Raw genomic sequence first — 15,747 nt, forward strand, 5'->3', positions numbered from 1 at the left:
CCACAATCTGGGTAGGCATAAAGCTGGGGCCGCCGGGCTCCAGCAGGGCCGTAAACGAGCAGGCAAAGCCGGGCATGGGGTGGCTACTTAGCGGCGCTCAGGTTGCTGGGGCCGGCCAGGCTCAGCTCACGGGCCACCTGAAAGGTGAAAGTCTCCGTGGCGGCTTCGTCTATGCGGCGCTGCATAATGCGCAGGTGGGTGGCGTCGGTGCCGGGCAGAATGGCCACATCGGCGCCAGTACCGGAAGCGCCATCATAGCTGCGGAAACCGGTTATCCAGCCGGCCGGGTAGCCGGCGCGCTTGGCTTTGGCCGCGTCTATCACATCGGGCTTGCCGGGAAACGAGCCCAGGTCTACTTCCTTGGTTTCCTTGCCCTGCAGCTTGAGGAAGGCTTGGGTGCGAGCCGGCTGCGCACCCGCTACGGGCTTAAAGCGCAGAGACAGGCGTACGTCTTCTACGGCGGGCGCTGCCGGGGTAGCAGCCGGCGCGGCCGGGGCTTGTCCAGCGGGAGCGGTGGCCGTGGCATCGGCTGCGGTGGTGTCGGCGTTGGTGGTTTGGGCCGGAGTCGCGGTGGTGGGTTGCTCGGCGGGCTGGGTGGTTTGGTTGCAGGCAGAGAGCAGCGCCACGCTCAGCAGCGGCAAAAGAAAGCGTTTCATCAGCAAACAGGAGAAAAGGCAGGGGTTGGGTTACAGCGTAAGAATACGCATAATTTTGGCCCGTTAGTACCTCTGCCGCCCTAGGAAACCTTTTAGACCGTATCCGGCTTATACAGCATCCTAATCCGACTCTACCTGATGAAAAAGATAACCGTTGAAATCTGGTCTGATATCCTCTGCCCGTTCTGCTACATTGGCAAGCGGCGCCTGGAAACAGCCATGGCCCGCTTCCCACAGCGCGACCTGATAGAAGTGAAATGGCGCAGCTTTGAGCTGGACCCTGCAGCTAACCCCACGCCCGGCGTAAACCAGTACACGCTGCTGGCCGCCAAGTACGGCAAGAGCGAAAGCTGGGCCCGGGAAATGAGCGCCAACATGACGCAGATGGCCGCCGCCGAAGGGCTGGCTTTCGACTTCGACCGGTTGGTGCCCACTAACTCCCTGCGGGCCCACCGCCTGATTCACCTGGCCAGCCAGCACGGTAAGCAGGATGCCGCCGAAGAGCGCCTGTTTAAAGCCTATTTGGAAGAGGGTCTCGATATCAATGACACCGCCACGCTCACGCGCCTGGCAGCCGAGCTGCAGCTGCCCGCTGCCGAGGTAGAGCAACTGCTGCAGTCCGATAACTTCACTGAGGAAGTGCGCCACGATGAGTACCAGGCCCGCCAGCTGGGGGTGCGCGGTGTGCCCTACTTCGTCTTCGACGACAAGTATGCAGTATCTGGCGCGCAACCCGCCGAGCTGTTTGAGGAAGTGCTGCAGAAAGTGTGGGAAGAAGCCCGCCCGCAGCCCGTGCAGCTGGCCGGTGCCGAAGGCGCGGCTTGCGACCTGGAAAGCGGCACCTGCTAAATCCGTCGCGCTCCTGCCGCATAAAAAAGGCCGCCCCGTAAGGAGGCGGCCTTTTTTATGCGGCCTTTTCCGCCTACAGCAACCCGGAGAGAATATTGATGCTCAGGGCCAGCACGGCCGTGTTGAAGCCAAAGGAAAGCAGGCTATGATAGAGCACCAGCTGGCGCATGCGCAGCGTGCTCACGCCCGTATCCGAGGTTTGGGCCGTCATGCCGATAACGAAGGCGAAATAGGCAAAGTCCCAGTAGGTAGTGGGGGGCTCGCCGGAGAACTCCAGCCCACCCATCTGCACATGGGGCGGCCACAGGCTTTTGCTGAAATAGATATGGGCGTAGCGCAGGGTAAAAAGCGTGTGCAGCAGCAGCCAGGAAGTAAGCACGGCCACCACTGAAACCAGAATATGCTCCACCCGTTCCTCATAGTCCATAGCCTCCAGCCCGCGCAGCAGCAGCAGTACAGCCGCCAGGCTGGCCGTGGAGCCCAACAGCGTAATAAACAGCATCACAAAGCGGGTGCGGTCAGGGTGTATCAGCGAGGCGGCCTGCCGGATGTAGGCAGTATTGGCCTGAGCCATGGTGTACCAGGTCAGCAGCAGAATGCTCACAATAAATCCGTCCCAGGCCAGCATCAGCTGGGTATTGAGGGGAAAATCGGGTGGGGCCCACCAGAAGGCCGAGGCCCCGCCGCCCAGGGCTAGTACCAGCCGGATGATGCGCGCCCGCCAGCTGATGAGAGGGCGCACGGTATCAACAGGCGCAGGGGAGGTAGTAACATCCATAACCGCAATGCCGCTGGAGTGCTACGGAAGATACCCAAAGATTGGGGCAACCTGAAGCTCAAATGCTGTTTTTTTACCTCCCGAGTAAGGCCAGAGGGCGGCTTTCAAAGGTCTCTCGCCCTAAGGCAGCAGGCTATCCGGCAACCCGGAAAACACCCGAACCGGAGAGTGAAAGCCGCCCCACCCCCGCGCAAGCAGGGCGTTTAGGTAAGGCGCAGAAGGGCGGTAATTTACTTGCGGCAGTAGTACCAGCCCCGGGCCAGTGGGCCCGCTGTCTGTGGAATGCGCATACGCAGCAAAGCCGGAGAGAATATGCTTTTTAACGCTCCCGGAATCAACTAATATTCCGGAAATTATTCAAGCCCCCTGCTCCATTATCCGGCCATCACGCCCTAAGCTGCAGTAAGTGTTGGCTTGTGTTTATTATAATATTTATTAGTAAATTGATATATAAACATTGGTCCGGTATTTATTTCTGCCGGTGCTCCCTGCCGCCTGCCGTCTGGCAGTCCTGTTATGCTGGCCGCTCCGGCCTGTTTACTCTGGTTATTGCTCTGGTATATGTTAATGGAAAAAAACCGCGTGCTGCCCCCTATCAGCATGCGAGGAGAGATTCTGCAGCCCCAGGATGCGGGCTACGCCGCGGCCTGCCACATCTACAACGGCATGATTGACAAGCACCCGGCCATGCTGGTACGCTGCGCCGATGTAGCCGACGTTATTTCGGCCGTGAACTATGCCCGCGAAGAAGGCATGCTGCTGGCCATCCGGGGCGGCGGACACAGCGGGGCGGGTCTGGGTATGTGCAATGATGGGATGGTCATCGACCTGAGCCTGATGCGCGGCATTCATGTAGACCCCGAAGCGCGCACCGTGCTGGTAGAGGGCGGCTGCACCCTCGGCGACGTAGACCACGCCACGCACGCTTTTGGGCTGGCCCTGCCCGGGGGCATAATTTCCACTACCGGGGTGGCCGGCCTCACGCTGGGCGGCGGGCTGGGCTACCTCACCCGCCAGTACGGCCTCACCATCGACAGCCTGCTGGAAGCCGATGTGGTGCTGGCCAATGGCCACCTGGTGAAGGCCTCCGCGGAGCACAACCCCGATTTATTCTGGGCCCTGCGCGGCGGCGGTGGCAATTTTGGGGTAGTAACATCCTTCCTGTTCCGAGTGCACCCCGCGGATAACGTGGTGGCCGGGCCCATGCTCTGGCCTATGGAAGATGCCCCCGAGGTACTGCGCTGGTACGGCCAGTTCATTAAAACGGCCCCGGAAACCATCAACGGTTTTTTTGCCTTCCTCACGGTGCCGCCCGCCGCGCCCTTCCCCGAGCACCTGCACCTGAAGAAGATGTGCGGCATTGTGTGGTGCTACACCGGCCCGCCCTCTGGGGCGGAGGCGGCCCTGCAACCGGCCCGTAAATTCAAAACTCCGGCCCTGGATATGGTGGGCACGCTGCCCATGCCGGCGCTGCAAAGTATGTTCGATGGCCTTTACCCGCCCGGCCTGCGCTGGTACTGGAAGGCCGATTTCGTGGACGAGCTGCCGGAGGAGGCCATTGCCGAGCACGTGCGCTTTGGCAACCTGCTGCCTACCATGCACTCCAGCATGCACCTGTACCCCATCAATGGCGCGGCCGCCCGCGTAGGCCGCCACGATACGGCCTGGAACTTCCGGGATACTACCTGGTCTATGGTGATTGTGGGCGTAGACCCCGACCCGCGCAACGATGAAAAGATTATGGCCTGGGCCCGGGCCTACTGGGATGCCCTGCACCCCTACGCGGCGGGCGGCGCCTACGTTAATTTTATGATGGAAGAAGGGGATGAGCGAATCCGGGACACGTACGGCGCCAACTACCCCCGGCTGGCCAAAGTCAAGGCTCAGTACGACCCGCAGAATCTGTTCCGGGTAAACCAGAATATTAAGCCCGCCGAGCGGGAGCATATTTTCACCTGAGGTTTTTTTGGGTGAAAAGCAATAGAAAAGCCCCGGCATGCGCCGGGGCTTTTCTATTACGCTGCTCTAATAAGAGTAACTTCTTACGGATGAGCCTGGGCAGCCTTCTCAATGGCCTTCTCAATGGCCTGCGCTTCGGCCAGGGTCATCGGTTCTGGCCTTCCGCCTCTATGGTATTTAGCCCCTTTTCAGGCCCTGGTTGATGGTGGTTTGGGCGAAGCAGCCGGTGGCCAGCAGGCTTAGCAGGCCAAGGTGTATAGCTCGGAACATACAAGGGAAAGCGGTAATAATGGCGCCCAGATCTTTGCGCCTTAGCGCGCCAGATTAAAAGTCAGCTTGGGCTGCAGCGAGTTATCAGGCCCGTACAGGCGCAACTCGTCGCCGGTTATTTCATAGCGCACGGTTTGGGTCAGGCCACTCAGGTAGCGATACTCCAGCGCCTGGGCCGGGCAGGTGCCTCTCGTCGACATCTGCCCGCTGATGGTTAGGGTGCCCTGCGTGCTGCCCAGCGTATAGGTGCCCCCATAAGTATTGCATGGGGCCAGGCCACTGGTTTTATGATCAGCAGAGGCAAACTCCAAGTAGGAGCGGGCCGACAATGAATAGCTTGGTGTAGGCACTGGCGTTTCCTCTACCTGCACCAGCATCCAGCGGTTGTTCTCCAGGCGGGGAGCCGGCTCGGCATTCTTTTCTAACCGCTGGCAGGAGGCCAGCAAACTCAGCAGGCAAAATACAGAAAGAGCGAAGCGCATAGAGTAAGAGTGTCTGATGTACAGGCAGAAGAGTCCCACTACCCCCGAAAAGGTTGTCATCTGTCAGCAAAAAACTCTTGAGGCGGACAAGCGCACCCCGACAGCTTCCCGGCTCAGTGCGCCCGCGTCCAGACCACGGTGCGGCCCAGCAGGGAAATGCCGAGGTAGCCGCGCACCACCAGCGTGTTGGCATTGCGCAGCTTCAGAATGCAGGAGTAGGTGTTGCCGCTATTGGGGTCGTAGATGGTGCCGTCTTTCCAGCTGCCCTGGCCATCGTAGCGGAAGTTTTGCAGGATGACTACGCCCAGTATTGGGCGGGTGCGCAGCTTGGGGTCGGGGTTGTGGGTATCGAGGCGGCGGGGTTTGGTGGGGCCTGCTACTTTGCCGTAGAAGCGCCCCTGGTGCTCGTAAATTTCCAGTGTGCCGCGCTTATCGGCCGGCTGCCAGCGGCCCACAATGGCCTTGGCAGTCGGTGTGCTTTCGGCTCCGCCAAATGCCAGGAACCACAAAAGAAGAAACAGGTGCATGCGAAAGGAAATCCGGATAAAGCAGCTGGCGGTATGCTGCTGCCAGTCCTTCTACGCAGCGCATGGCCGGCCGGTGCAAGTAGCACCAGGTTAACGGCAGCAACTTCACGTAGCTCATCATATCCGGCCCGGAACCAGCCCGTTCGTACACGGCACGGATGCGGCTGTTCTGGGTAAACACGCTGAGGGTGAGCCAGCAGCACTACACGGCTAGCAGAGCGTGCCGGGCGGCCTCTACATCACTATAGCCCACGGCCAGGCCACCGGGAATCTGGATCAGGGCTTCCTGCGTGGAGCGCCGGCTGAAGTAGTCCCGGGCGTACACCACCACAAACCGCTGCATGCCGGCCGCCACTGCCGTGGGGTACCACTCGTTGGCAAACCAGCTGGCCTGGCTCACCCAAATGCCCTGAATAGCCTCGTGGTTATCGAGCAGGCGGGAGCAGCGCTCCTGGTTCAGGAAGTACAGAATTTGTTCGTAGCCCCGCCGAATGCTCTCATCCGTTTGCTCCCCCTGCCACACCGCATGGATATACTCCTCCAGAGCGTCATATTCCAGGGTCAGGAACTCAAAGTGATGAAGTACTCGGTGGCGCATAAAAAGCAAAAAATGGCCGCAAATATAAAAAGGCCCTTTTTATTCTGCTATAGTACTATCCTGCCAGCCATAAGTTGCACCCGGAAGAAATGCCATTGTAAATTGAAATAAATATATTTATTGGTAAAATATTGATAATTTGTAGCCTCTCAATTCTAAAATCACCGGCCCTTATGGAACAGCAGCTACCGCCACCCGCCCAACTCATGCAAATGCTGTTTGGCTTTGCCGCCTCCCGGGCCATTGGCGTGGCCGCCGAGCTGGGCATTGCCGATTTACTGCAGGATGGTGCCCAAAGCGCGGAAGAACTGGCCCGGCAAACCAACTCCCACGCCCGCTCCCTGTACCGCGTGCTACGGGCCTGCGCCAGCGTGGGCGTGTTCTCCGAAGACGAAAACCAGCGCTTTGCCCTCACGCCCCTGGCGCAGCCGCTGCTGACCAACGACCCCGGCAGCCTGCGGGCCTTTGCCACCATGATAACCACCGACTGGCAGTTTCAAACCTGGGCCCAACTGCCCTACAGCGTCCGGACCGGCAAACCAGCCTTCGATGAAGTACACGGCATGACTTCCTTCGATTACTTCTGGTCCAATGACCAGGCCGGGAAGGTGTTTAATGATGCCATGACCAGCAACAGCGCCCACGCCAGCGCCGCCGTGGTAGAGGCCTACGACTTTTCTCCCTTCGCGCGGCTGGTAGATGTGGGTGGCGGCCACGGCATTCTGCTGGCTTCTATCCTCAAGAAATACCCCCAGCTGCGCGGCGTGCTCTACGATGTGCCCGCCGTGGCAGAAGCCGCCCAAACCCTGCTGGAAGCCCACGGCGTAGCCGACCGCTGCGAGCGACAGAGCGGCGACTTTTTCCAGAGCGTGCCCTCCGGCGGCGACGCCTACATCATGAAGCATATCATTCATGACTGGAACGATGCGCAATGCGTGGCCATTCTGCAGAACTGCCGCCAGGCCATGCCCGCCAACGGCAAAGTGCTGGTAGTGGAAATTGTGGTGCCCGAAGGCAATGCGCCCTCCGTGGGCAAGTTCCTGGATTTGCAGATGCTCCTGTACTTGCCCGGCTGCGAGCGGACCGAGCCGGAATACCGCCGGCTGTTTGATCAGGCGGGCCTGGACCTGACGCGGATTATTCCCACCAGGTCGCCGTTCAGTATTCTGGAAGGCGTGGCGAAGTAGCCGGGCGCGCCGGCTCAGGGTAAGCGCGTCCAGATAACGGTGCGGCCCACTAGGGAAATACCAATGTAGCCGCGCACCACCAGCGTGTTGGCATTGCGCAGCCGCAGAATGCACTTGTAGGTTTTGCCGTTTTCGGGGTCGTAGACGGTGCCGCCGCGCCAGGCGTTTTTGCCATCGAAGCGGAAGCTTTTTAGAATAATGGTGCCCAGCAGGTCTCGGGTGCGTAGGGTGGCGTCCGGGTTTTGCGCGTCGAGGTACTGAGGCGAGATGGGCCCCACCACTACCCCATAAAACAGACCGTTCTCCTCATAAATCCGCAGCACGCCCAGCTTATTAGCGGGCTGCCAGAAGCCCACAATGGCCGTAGGACTCACTTTGCCCGCTGGCTCCGGCATAGCCCCGGCCAGCACTACCAGCAACAGGAGAAGGAATAGCTTCATGATGCAGTAAAATGAGGCGCTCAACCGGTGGGACCATAACGGGTAGCTGGCCTAGCCTGCCTGATAAAACGTGGAAGCAGGGGAAGAAGTGACAGGAAAATCCCAGAAAGCCCGCCCCCATAAAACCCCGTCACGGCCCGCACAACTATGTCCGTCAGGCAGAGCGACAGCGAAGCCTCTCATGTGGGGTTGTTGCCAAAGTAACTGTCATGCTGAGCTTGTCGAAGCATCTCGCTAGTGTGGTATACCTTGGCAACATCAGCACGCGAGATGTCTCGACTTCACTCGACATGACGTTCTTATTTCCAACAGCGTCAGCACGCGAGATGCTTCGACAAGCTCAGCATGACGGTTACTTTGGCAACAACCCCACGCGAGATACTTCGCTGTCGCTCTGCATGACCAATAATGCCCAAGTGAGCAACCACCACAACTCGGTTACTCCCGCGCTACCGCCTTCCCCACCGGCTTCGGGTTCAGATACCGCTCCCGCAAAGCCGCGCCGTCTCCGGTAGCTTTCAGCACGGGCACTGGCTGGGAGGTGTCCACGTCGAAGCCTTCGATTAAATCCTGCTTCGTGAGGGGCAGGTCGGCGCCGGTTAGGATGTACTTCTGGAACTCGTAGCTGATGTCTTCCTGCAGGTAGGTTTGGGCCAGGGCCAGGAAACGCTCGTCGGTGAATTTCTGGTCGGGTGGAAGACAGGCCTGGCGCAGCTCGCGCATCAAATCATCGAGGGAGCGGGTGTAGCCGGAGCGTTTCAGAATCAGGTTATCGAGCCAGAAGGCAAAGAGGGCGCCGCGGCGGTAAGGGAGCTTCCCGAAGCTGGGGTTCTTCCAGTAGTTGTCTTTGATGAGGTAGTTAGGCTGGTTGCGCTCCGGGTTTTTGTAGAGCCGCTGAATCACGTCGGCGTTGAAGGTCTGCACCCACTGCTCCATGGTCAGCTCGCCGGAGCGGAGGCGGTTTTTGTAGGCGTAATAGTCGGTGAAGCCTTCCGTAAACCAGGCGTTCAGTTCCTGATGGGCGGCGGTTATCTGGCCGCCAATCCAGTCGTGCAGCATCTCATGGTGGAACATGTAGCGCAGCAGGTCCCAGTTATTGAAGGGGTTGTTGGTAGACTGCAGTTTGAAGCCCTGGTACAGGCCCTCGCCCCGAATGCTCTGCCCCCGCCAGGTGCTGTCGGTGGCCGTTACGGTGGGGCTCATGAACACGGTGTAGCGGGTGGGGCCGGCATCATGCCAGAAGTCGCGCTGGGCGGTGAGGGCCTGCTGAATGGTGCTGAGCACGCGGGCCTCCTCGTAGTTTTGCCACTGCCCGCGCATGGCCACGTACACGGGGCGGTTCTGGTAGCTGAGCTGGTGTAGGCGGTAGTCGCCGCCCACATAGAGTGAGCGGTAGAACTCCGTCCAGAGCTTGCCCCGGAAGGTTCGCACGGTGGCGCCCGAGGCAAAGGTGTTGTGCAGCACGTAGCCCTGGGGGAAGCCCACCCACCGGATGGTAGCCGTGATGTTGGGCGGGGTGGGGGAGGCGGCCAGGGCATCGGGCACCGTAAACAGACTTTCGCCCAGCACATGGAAGTAGGTATCCGTTACGCGGGGGCGGTTTACCTGGTCGCGGGTATACTCCTGCGCGTCCTGCTTCACGCGGTAGGAAAAGCGCACGTCGCGGGTGCGGGGGTGGTACACTACTATGCGGTTGCTGTCGGGCACTATCCGGAAGCGGTAGTCGGCGCCTTCGCCCGCAAAGCCGCTCAGGCAGCGCAGCAAATCCTTTTCACCCCACACCTCATTGGCGAAGTGGAAGTAGGTGGAATCGGTGGCCTTAGGCGTGCGCACACTCACCTGCACCCGCAGGCCCTCCGTGCTCATATGCGGGGCGTAGTGCACCTGATACGCTACGCGGTGTTGGGCCCCGGCCAGCAGGGGCAGCAGGCAGCAGAAAAACAGCAGAACTCTCATCGGCAACAGGGCAGGTAAGCGTGTTGGCAAATATAAGCGTGCTGTTATTCAGGGTGTTTCACATAATGATGTGAGTGAAATGGGGGCCTTCGCCATCATCTTGCCAAAGAATGACGGGGCCGCCTAAGCGGGCGGCAGCAGCACCTTCACGTAGCTCATCATATCCGGCCCGAAACCGGCGCGCTCATACACGGCGCGGGCTCGGCTGTTCTGGGCAAATACGCTGAGGGTAAGCCAGTGGTAGCCGCGCTCCAGCGCCCAGGTTTCGGCAAACGCCAGCAGGGCGCGGCCCACGCCCTGGCCTTCGGCGGCGGTAGTCACGGCCAGGTCGGTGATGTGGGCCTGGGTTTGCTGGTAGAAATCGGTGGAGGTGGTGAGGTGCAGCACGCCCACGGGCTGGCCCTGCTGCTCGGCCAGGAACACGCCGCTGTGCGGGGCGGGGTGGTGCAGGGTTTCCAGCAGCACGGCTATATCCCGCGCCTTCAGCTGAGCCTCGTCGCGCCAGGCCGGCGGGCCAAACGCCAGCAGGCGGGGCAGCACTTCCCGGATAAAAGGTTCATCGGCGGGCGTGGCCGGCCGGATGTGGGCAGGAGCGGGAGCAGGAGCAGACATAGCCAGGAGCAGGGTAAGTTGGCTTCCTTATACGGGGCCAGCCGCCCACCTATTCCTTCTTACCACCGTTTCTGCCGCGTGCCGGCCGCAGATTGCCAATAGGCTATTACCTTTCGATATTCTTTACCAGGCAACGTGTGACAAGATCAGCAAATAGATATGCCATACAGAGCCAAAAGAACGTCATGCCGAGGCGCAGCCGAAGCATCTCGCGTGGGGTCGTTGCCAAAGTAACCGTCATGCTGAGCTTGTCGAAGCATCTTGGTAGTGTGGTATACCTTGGCAACGAAGCAGTAGAGATGCTTCGACTGCGCTCAGCATGCCCCGTTCTTTTTATGACGTTCTTTTTCCCAACAACATCAGCACGCGAGATGCTTCGGCTACGCCTCTGCATGACTTGTACTTTCTTTTATAACCCGCTCCTTTTATCACTGGCCTTCCCCTCCAACATCAGCCCGCTAGATGCTTCGCTACCGCTCTGCCTGACGGCCGAATTCCGGCCGGAAGCCTGGCGGATCAATACGCTTTAGAACACCTTATCCCATCATTACAAAGTATGCGCATTCTATCCGGGGCCTGGTTGCTGGCCCTTACCGTGCTGCCCCTGCTCAGCCAGGCCCAGGACACCAGGAAAGTGGTGAAATACCATCAGTTTCCCGAAATTCCCCAGTACCGCGAAGAGTACTCCGTGTTGAAAGAAGACCGCACAATCCGGCATGGGGAGTACAAGTGGTTCCACCTGAGAGCATAGAACCCCAGCGTGGCGGGTTTCTACAACCAGGGCCGCAAGGATAGCATCTGGCACCAGTATTATTACGGGCGGGATATCAAGGTGCAGGCCAAAGGCCGCTACCGCAACGACGAGCAGGTGGGCGTGTGGGAGTTCTATACCTACGATGGCAAGCTGGAGCAGCAGTACGACTACACCCGGCGGCAGCTGGTGATGAATGACCCCGACAAAACGAACATTACCTTCCGCCCCCTGGCCGGTGGTGCCGCACTGGAGCTGAACCCCGTCTACATCGGGGGCTTCTCTGCTCTGGCTAGGCTCATGAGCCAAACCATTAGCTACCCCGTGCAGGCGGTGCGAAATAGGGTGAGTGGTACAGCCATAGTGGCCTTCACGCTGGAGGCCGATGGCAAAACCAGCAACTACCGGGTAGTGCAGTCGGTGGGTTCTGGGATAGATGAAGAGGTGATGCGCGTAGCGCAGGTGGTTTCGGCGGGTTGGCTGCCCGCTTCGGTAGCCGGCCGGCCCGTGGCCGCCGAAGTGCAGATGCCCTTCGAATTCCTGAGCGTACCGGGCAGATAGCGCCCAAAAGGCACTTTCCGACGGGGGGCCTCTGTTGAGTTGCCCTGCCTCCCTGGCTAAAACCATGGCCCGCCCCACCCAGTGGCGGCCTTTTCCGCCGCCACTTCCGCACCCTGTTTGGGCAGAGGTGCGTAGGTTACCTCATCACCCACTGCCCTGCGCTTATGACCACCGAAGAACGTAACCGCCTGGCGGTGCTGGAATCATATGATATCCTGTATTCTGCCCAGGAAAAGCTGTTTGACGACCTGGTAGAGCTGGCCGCCTACATTTTTAGCGTGCCCGTGGCCCGCATTGCCTTCATTCACGAGAAGAACGTGTGGCACAAAGCCAGTGTGGGCATGCCCGCGCAGGAGCTTCTGGCCCTTGAGCAAACCCTCTGCACCAAAGCCATAGCGGCCGAGGAGCCGGTGCTGGTGTTTGAGGACTTAGCCACCGAGCCCGGGCCGGGCACCGCTACCAGCCAGGAGCGCAACGTGCGGTTTTATGCCGGCGTGCCCGTGCGTACCGCACTGGGCATCCCCATTGGTACCGTGTGCCTGGCCGGGTATGAGCCGCGCCAGCTCACCGGCCCCGAGCAGCAGCTCCTCGCCCAACTCGCCGACCTGGTGATGCTGGCCCTGGAAGCGCGCCGCCAGCTGCACACCACCCAAAATACCCACGGCTGGGACCGGCTGCGCGAGGAAGCCGAAGAAGTGCTGCACAACCAAATGGCCGTGGTGCGCTACCTCAAAGCCCGCAGCGACGGCCAGGTGCCCGTGCCCACCGAGCTGCTGGACCTCATTGGCAAGCGCCTGGAAGAAGTAGCCGAGGTGCTGACGGTGGAGCAGGAAGGGGAGGAATAGGGCGGAGACTTTTGCTACTCACTGGCGCGAGCTTGTAGCTCGTGCTTTCGTTGATGGGAGGCTGCGCCTCCCTTGAAAGGTTAGTCGGCATTGTGCTGGTTTGCCGCGTTGCGGCAGATGAGGTACAACCTCATTCTCATGGCTGGGCACGAACTACAAGCTCGCGCCAGATGGGGTATAAACTCACCATATATCATAGGGTCACCTTACAATGAGGACCTGATGAGCCATATAAAAATTATTATAATTGGGAGTGAATCAAGTTTTGTAACAAAATTCTATACTTTAGGGGCGGTATAAAGCTTATTTAACCAATAAATAGTTTATTTTTTAATACAAACACTAAATGATAGCTGCCATTGATACCAGCAAATACAGTCAACAAGTACAGGGACTACTCAAGTTGTATGACTTATTTCCTTTTCATGATCACCCGCTCTGGCAAGCTATAATACGGGGGACCATATCCAAAGAGCAAGTTATTCTCGCCGAAGAGCAACACTTTTTACGGACAAGATCTGGAAGGGCTCTTAGAAAAGCAGCTGTAATTGAGTGTAGAAGAACAAATAAACGGCTATTAGAAGCTATTGAGCCAACGTATATCGAAGAGTGTACTGATCAAGATGGTACACCAACTCATCTTGATTTAATCATCAACCTGTGTTTAGCAGATGGAAGAAAACGAGAGGAACTTAATCACATAGAAAATACCCCAGGTAACATTGCTGCTATTGCATTGTACAAGGATATAGCAGACCGTGGGCCAGCTTGTCACATCATAGGTGCAGGTGTAGTTGAATACTACTATAGCCAATTATGTGGGCGTATCTATGAAAGTTATATAAATAATTACGGATTCTCACCTGTGGAAGCAGAGACGTATAGAATACATACTAGTCTAGACTTGGACCACGCTGAAAGGGCATTTGAAGTAATAGATGAGGGTGTTGCAATTCATGGTATTGATTTAATCAAAGCCAGCGTTCGGGATGCTTTTATTGCAACTAGTCTCCATTATGATGGAATGCTTCAAGCTGCTCTCAATAACTTTGAATTTTGGAACGGTAAAAAATAAAAATAAATGAAAGGTTATATCTACTCTTTATATAGAGGCGCAGATCCAGGAAGGGGCTTTGTCATGACTGACCCTATATTCGAGGGAATCCCTACTCTTGGAGCCTGTATGCCAAACATAAGACGTTTGGTGTCAAAAGGTGACTATATTTTCACAATAAGTGGTAGAGTTCCCAATGTTAAGCAATATATAATAGGAGGTTTTGAAGTTGAAAATAAATTAAATGCCTTAGCAGCACTTGATTATTTCCCTGATAAAGCCTTGTCAAAAGCAGAAGATGGAAGCTTTAGAGGTAATATTATAGTTAACAGAGATGGTAGTCAAGTTCAAGGAGATTATCATACTAATTTTGAAAAGCGGTTGGATAACTACGTGGTTGGTAAAAATCCTTTGTATATTAATAAACCAGATCAAATAGAATTGGCTAGAGTTGAAACTTTAGATTTTTTAAAGAGGACATTTAAAAGTGATGGGGATAATGTATTTGATGTGTTAGGAAGATGGAGAAAATTAGATGAAAGTCAGGTGAAAGGTATATTAGAATGGCTTAGGTCAATTAAGCAAGCTTCATAAAAATGCTTCCTCAGTTAATAAGTTTCCTGCAAGCTCATCGGGAGCAAGTGCCTGCGTTTTCCCAAAAAATGGGAATCGAGGAGGAAGCTGTATTGTCTGTGTTAAACAATATTAGAAGTTTTTCATTCTCGGAAATAAGCATATTAGCCTCAAAGTATAAAATGTCTATAACCCAGTTTGTCTCAAGTAATGAGGATAAACTGGACTTTAGATTTAGATCAACAGCTGAAAACTTAAATCAATTTACTGCGGATCAAAAAGTTACTTATATTGTAGCAAGTCTACATTCTTTGCTTAAAAAATATGCGTCTCCTAGTCTTATTCCGGAAAATTGGGAAAATGAGCTAACCAAGGATACTGCTTTTGTAAGTAGATTAGTTCGATATAGTTTGCTTGATGATGATCATGGACGTCCATTATTAGACTTGGCGCTACTTATTGCTGAGAAATTAAATATATTTATTATTGTTAAAGATATAGGTGTTGATGGAGCTTCAGCATATATAGATGGCTTTGCCTACATAATAATTTCACCTAGGTTTGCGCCTAGAATGTTGTTTACTCTGGCTCATGAGTTGGGTCATTTAATATTACAACATCATCAAAGCTCGCTTTTTATTGATTATAACGGGGTTGATGTTTTTAGGAAAAAGCACCATAATATTTTGGAAAAATTAGCTAATGATTTTTCTACGAATCTCCTTATGCCCGAGCCAGTATTTGCAAGGGCTATTATTGATTTCAAGAAAGAGCACCAAATTCCGTTAGATCATATTGGTGATATTGATATAATAAACGCTTCTCATGTATTTGGTGTTAGTTTTGAGGCCGCTGCGATGAGATGTGAACAGCTGCGTCTTCTTCCTGTTGGAAGTGCTAAATCGTATTATGAAAAACTTTTAAAGGAATTTAGAAGTCCTGAAAATAGAGGTAGTGAAGTTGATTTAATTAGAAATAAGATTCCAATATTTCCAAATAGTGCTTCTGTGAATGTTTTAAAAAGTACTTTTATAGCTGTAGATAAAGGGGAAATTTCATCTTCTAAGCTAGCAGCTGTTTTAGGTATTAAATTAGAGCATTTGTTTGAAATTCATAGCAGATTTCAAGATGAACTATATTATTGATAACTGTTCATTGGTTAATCTTGCTAATGGTGGTTTGTTAGATGTCTGTACTAGGCTGCCACATAAATTTTATGTGACACCTTTAGTGTATCATAAAGAATGTACTTCTTGTAAAGGAGAGGTGGCAAATATGATAGCTGCAGGAGCATTAAACTTACTTGACTTCGAGCCTGGTATAGAGGACTTTATTGACTTAGCTAATCAATTTTCAATTGATGATGGGGAATGCGAATCTATTTTAGCTTGCAGGGAAAATGGGTTTGCTTTGGTTTCTGATGACGCAGCTGCTCGTAAATGTGCTAATGCTTTATTAGGTGTAGCTAATTGTACTGGTTCTTTGGGTTTAATAAAACAGCTTACACATGATGAGCTAATTCAGTGTAATGAAGCTGTAACTGCTTACCATGTTATGAAGGAGTGTGGAGCTTTCTTGCCTAGGTGGCCCGCGCCTGAAATATATTTGTGTAAAGAAGAAAGCCTCTAGTACAAAATACAAGAGGCTTT

Annotated in this window: 18 protein-coding genes; 10 read left to right on the forward strand and 8 right to left on the reverse strand. The window is 55.3% G+C overall.

Translation table 11 applies throughout. The annotated features are described in order from the left end of the window. Window positions 1-83: 83 nt before the first annotated feature. On the reverse strand, window positions 84-656 hold the full coding sequence (locus tag AM218_RS17110) for a lipoprotein (protein ID WP_054410713.1): 573 nt from the start codon (window positions 654-656) through the stop codon (window positions 84-86). 138 nt (window positions 657-794) lie between these two features. On the opposite strand from AM218_RS17110, the gene AM218_RS00010 reads away from it, so the two are divergent. Further along, a complete protein-coding gene (locus AM218_RS00010) occupies window positions 795-1,505 on the forward strand; it encodes a DsbA family oxidoreductase (protein WP_231717515.1) in 711 nt (236 codons plus the stop codon). A gap of 73 nt (window positions 1,506-1,578) precedes the next feature. Here the strand turns inward: AM218_RS00010 and AM218_RS00015 are convergent, their stop codons facing one another. Then, complete coding sequence (locus tag AM218_RS00015) at window positions 1,579-2,283, reverse strand: DUF1345 domain-containing protein (protein ID WP_054410714.1); 705 nt, start codon at window positions 2,281-2,283, stop codon at window positions 1,579-1,581. Between the two features lie 567 nt (window positions 2,284-2,850). Between AM218_RS00015 and AM218_RS00020 the strand changes: the two genes are divergently transcribed. After that, window positions 2,851-4,242, forward strand: coding sequence for an FAD-binding oxidoreductase (locus AM218_RS00020; protein ID WP_197273989.1), 1,392 nt, complete (start codon window positions 2,851-2,853; stop codon window positions 4,240-4,242). Between the two features lie 311 nt (window positions 4,243-4,553). Here AM218_RS00020 and AM218_RS00025 read toward each other — a convergent pair whose 3' ends face one another. The 3 genes from AM218_RS00025 to AM218_RS00035 all read right to left on the reverse strand — a co-directional run bounded on the left by AM218_RS00025 (window position 4,554) and on the right by AM218_RS00035 (window position 6,119). Further along, window positions 4,554-4,994, reverse strand: a complete 441-nt coding sequence (locus AM218_RS00025) for an META domain-containing protein (protein ID WP_054410719.1) — start codon at window positions 4,992-4,994, stop codon at window positions 4,554-4,556. A gap of 113 nt (window positions 4,995-5,107) precedes the next feature. Further along, complete coding sequence (locus tag AM218_RS00030; RefSeq protein WP_054410720.1) at window positions 5,108-5,521, reverse strand: DUF2147 domain-containing protein; 414 nt, start codon at window positions 5,519-5,521, stop codon at window positions 5,108-5,110. A gap of 202 nt (window positions 5,522-5,723) precedes the next feature. Further along, window positions 5,724-6,119 carry a hypothetical protein gene (locus tag AM218_RS00035; protein WP_054410722.1) on the reverse strand — a complete coding sequence of 132 codons (396 nt, stop codon included), beginning with the start codon at window positions 6,117-6,119 and terminating at the stop codon, window positions 5,724-5,726. A gap of 173 nt (window positions 6,120-6,292) precedes the next feature. On the opposite strand from AM218_RS00035, the gene AM218_RS00040 reads away from it, so the two are divergent. Further along, window positions 6,293-7,306 carry a methyltransferase gene (locus AM218_RS00040; RefSeq protein ID WP_054410724.1) on the forward strand — a complete coding sequence of 338 codons (1,014 nt, stop codon included), beginning with the start codon at window positions 6,293-6,295 and terminating at the stop codon, window positions 7,304-7,306. 14 nt (window positions 7,307-7,320) lie between these two features. Here the strand turns inward: AM218_RS00040 and AM218_RS00045 are convergent, their stop codons facing one another. From AM218_RS00045 to AM218_RS00055, 3 genes are all read right to left on the reverse strand, one after another. Next, complete coding sequence (locus tag AM218_RS00045) at window positions 7,321-7,746, reverse strand: DUF2147 domain-containing protein (RefSeq protein ID WP_054410726.1); 426 nt, start codon at window positions 7,744-7,746, stop codon at window positions 7,321-7,323. Window positions 7,747-8,184: 438 nt separating this feature from the next. Next, on the reverse strand, window positions 8,185-9,702 hold the full coding sequence (locus AM218_RS00050; RefSeq protein ID WP_054410728.1) for a M1 family aminopeptidase: 1,518 nt from the start codon (window positions 9,700-9,702) through the stop codon (window positions 8,185-8,187). Between the two features lie 123 nt (window positions 9,703-9,825). After that, window positions 9,826-10,314: a GNAT family N-acetyltransferase gene (locus tag AM218_RS00055; protein WP_054410730.1), complete on the reverse strand. Its 489-nt coding sequence runs from the start codon at window positions 10,312-10,314 to the stop codon at window positions 9,826-9,828. A 556-nt stretch (window positions 10,315-10,870) separates the two neighbouring features. Between AM218_RS00055 and AM218_RS00060 the strand changes: the two genes are divergently transcribed. From AM218_RS00060 to AM218_RS16630, 7 genes are all read left to right on the forward strand, one after another. Then, window positions 10,871-11,065: a hypothetical protein gene (locus tag AM218_RS00060; protein WP_054410732.1), complete on the forward strand. Its 195-nt coding sequence runs from the start codon at window positions 10,871-10,873 to the stop codon at window positions 11,063-11,065. Between the two features lie 9 nt (window positions 11,066-11,074). Continuing rightward, window positions 11,075-11,626: an energy transducer TonB gene (locus AM218_RS00065; protein ID WP_054410734.1), complete on the forward strand. Its 552-nt coding sequence runs from the start codon at window positions 11,075-11,077 to the stop codon at window positions 11,624-11,626. Window positions 11,627-11,790: 164 nt separating this feature from the next. Further along, window positions 11,791-12,471: a GAF domain-containing protein gene (locus AM218_RS00070; protein ID WP_054410736.1), complete on the forward strand. Its 681-nt coding sequence runs from the start codon at window positions 11,791-11,793 to the stop codon at window positions 12,469-12,471. Window positions 12,472-12,817: 346 nt separating this feature from the next. Then, complete coding sequence (locus AM218_RS00075) at window positions 12,818-13,546, forward strand: iron-containing redox enzyme family protein (protein WP_054410738.1); 729 nt, start codon at window positions 12,818-12,820, stop codon at window positions 13,544-13,546. A gap of 6 nt (window positions 13,547-13,552) precedes the next feature. Continuing rightward, the gene (locus tag AM218_RS16625; RefSeq protein WP_157547447.1) at window positions 13,553-14,119 is read left to right on the forward strand and encodes a hypothetical protein; all 567 of its coding nucleotides are present in this window, start codon (window positions 13,553-13,555) and stop codon (window positions 14,117-14,119) included. A 2-nt stretch (window positions 14,120-14,121) separates the two neighbouring features. Next, on the forward strand, window positions 14,122-15,243 hold the full coding sequence (locus AM218_RS00080) for an ImmA/IrrE family metallo-endopeptidase (RefSeq protein WP_082317974.1): 1,122 nt from the start codon (window positions 14,122-14,124) through the stop codon (window positions 15,241-15,243). Further along, window positions 15,227-15,727, forward strand: coding sequence for a PIN domain-containing protein (locus AM218_RS16630; RefSeq protein WP_157547448.1), 501 nt, complete (start codon window positions 15,227-15,229; stop codon window positions 15,725-15,727). The genes AM218_RS00080 and AM218_RS16630 overlap by 17 nt, the downstream gene beginning before the upstream one ends. Window positions 15,728-15,747: the final 20 nt, after the last annotated feature.

It is taken from the genome of Hymenobacter sp. DG25A, assembly GCF_001280305.1.
Taxonomy (GTDB): Bacteria; Bacteroidota; Bacteroidia; order Cytophagales; family Hymenobacteraceae; genus Hymenobacter.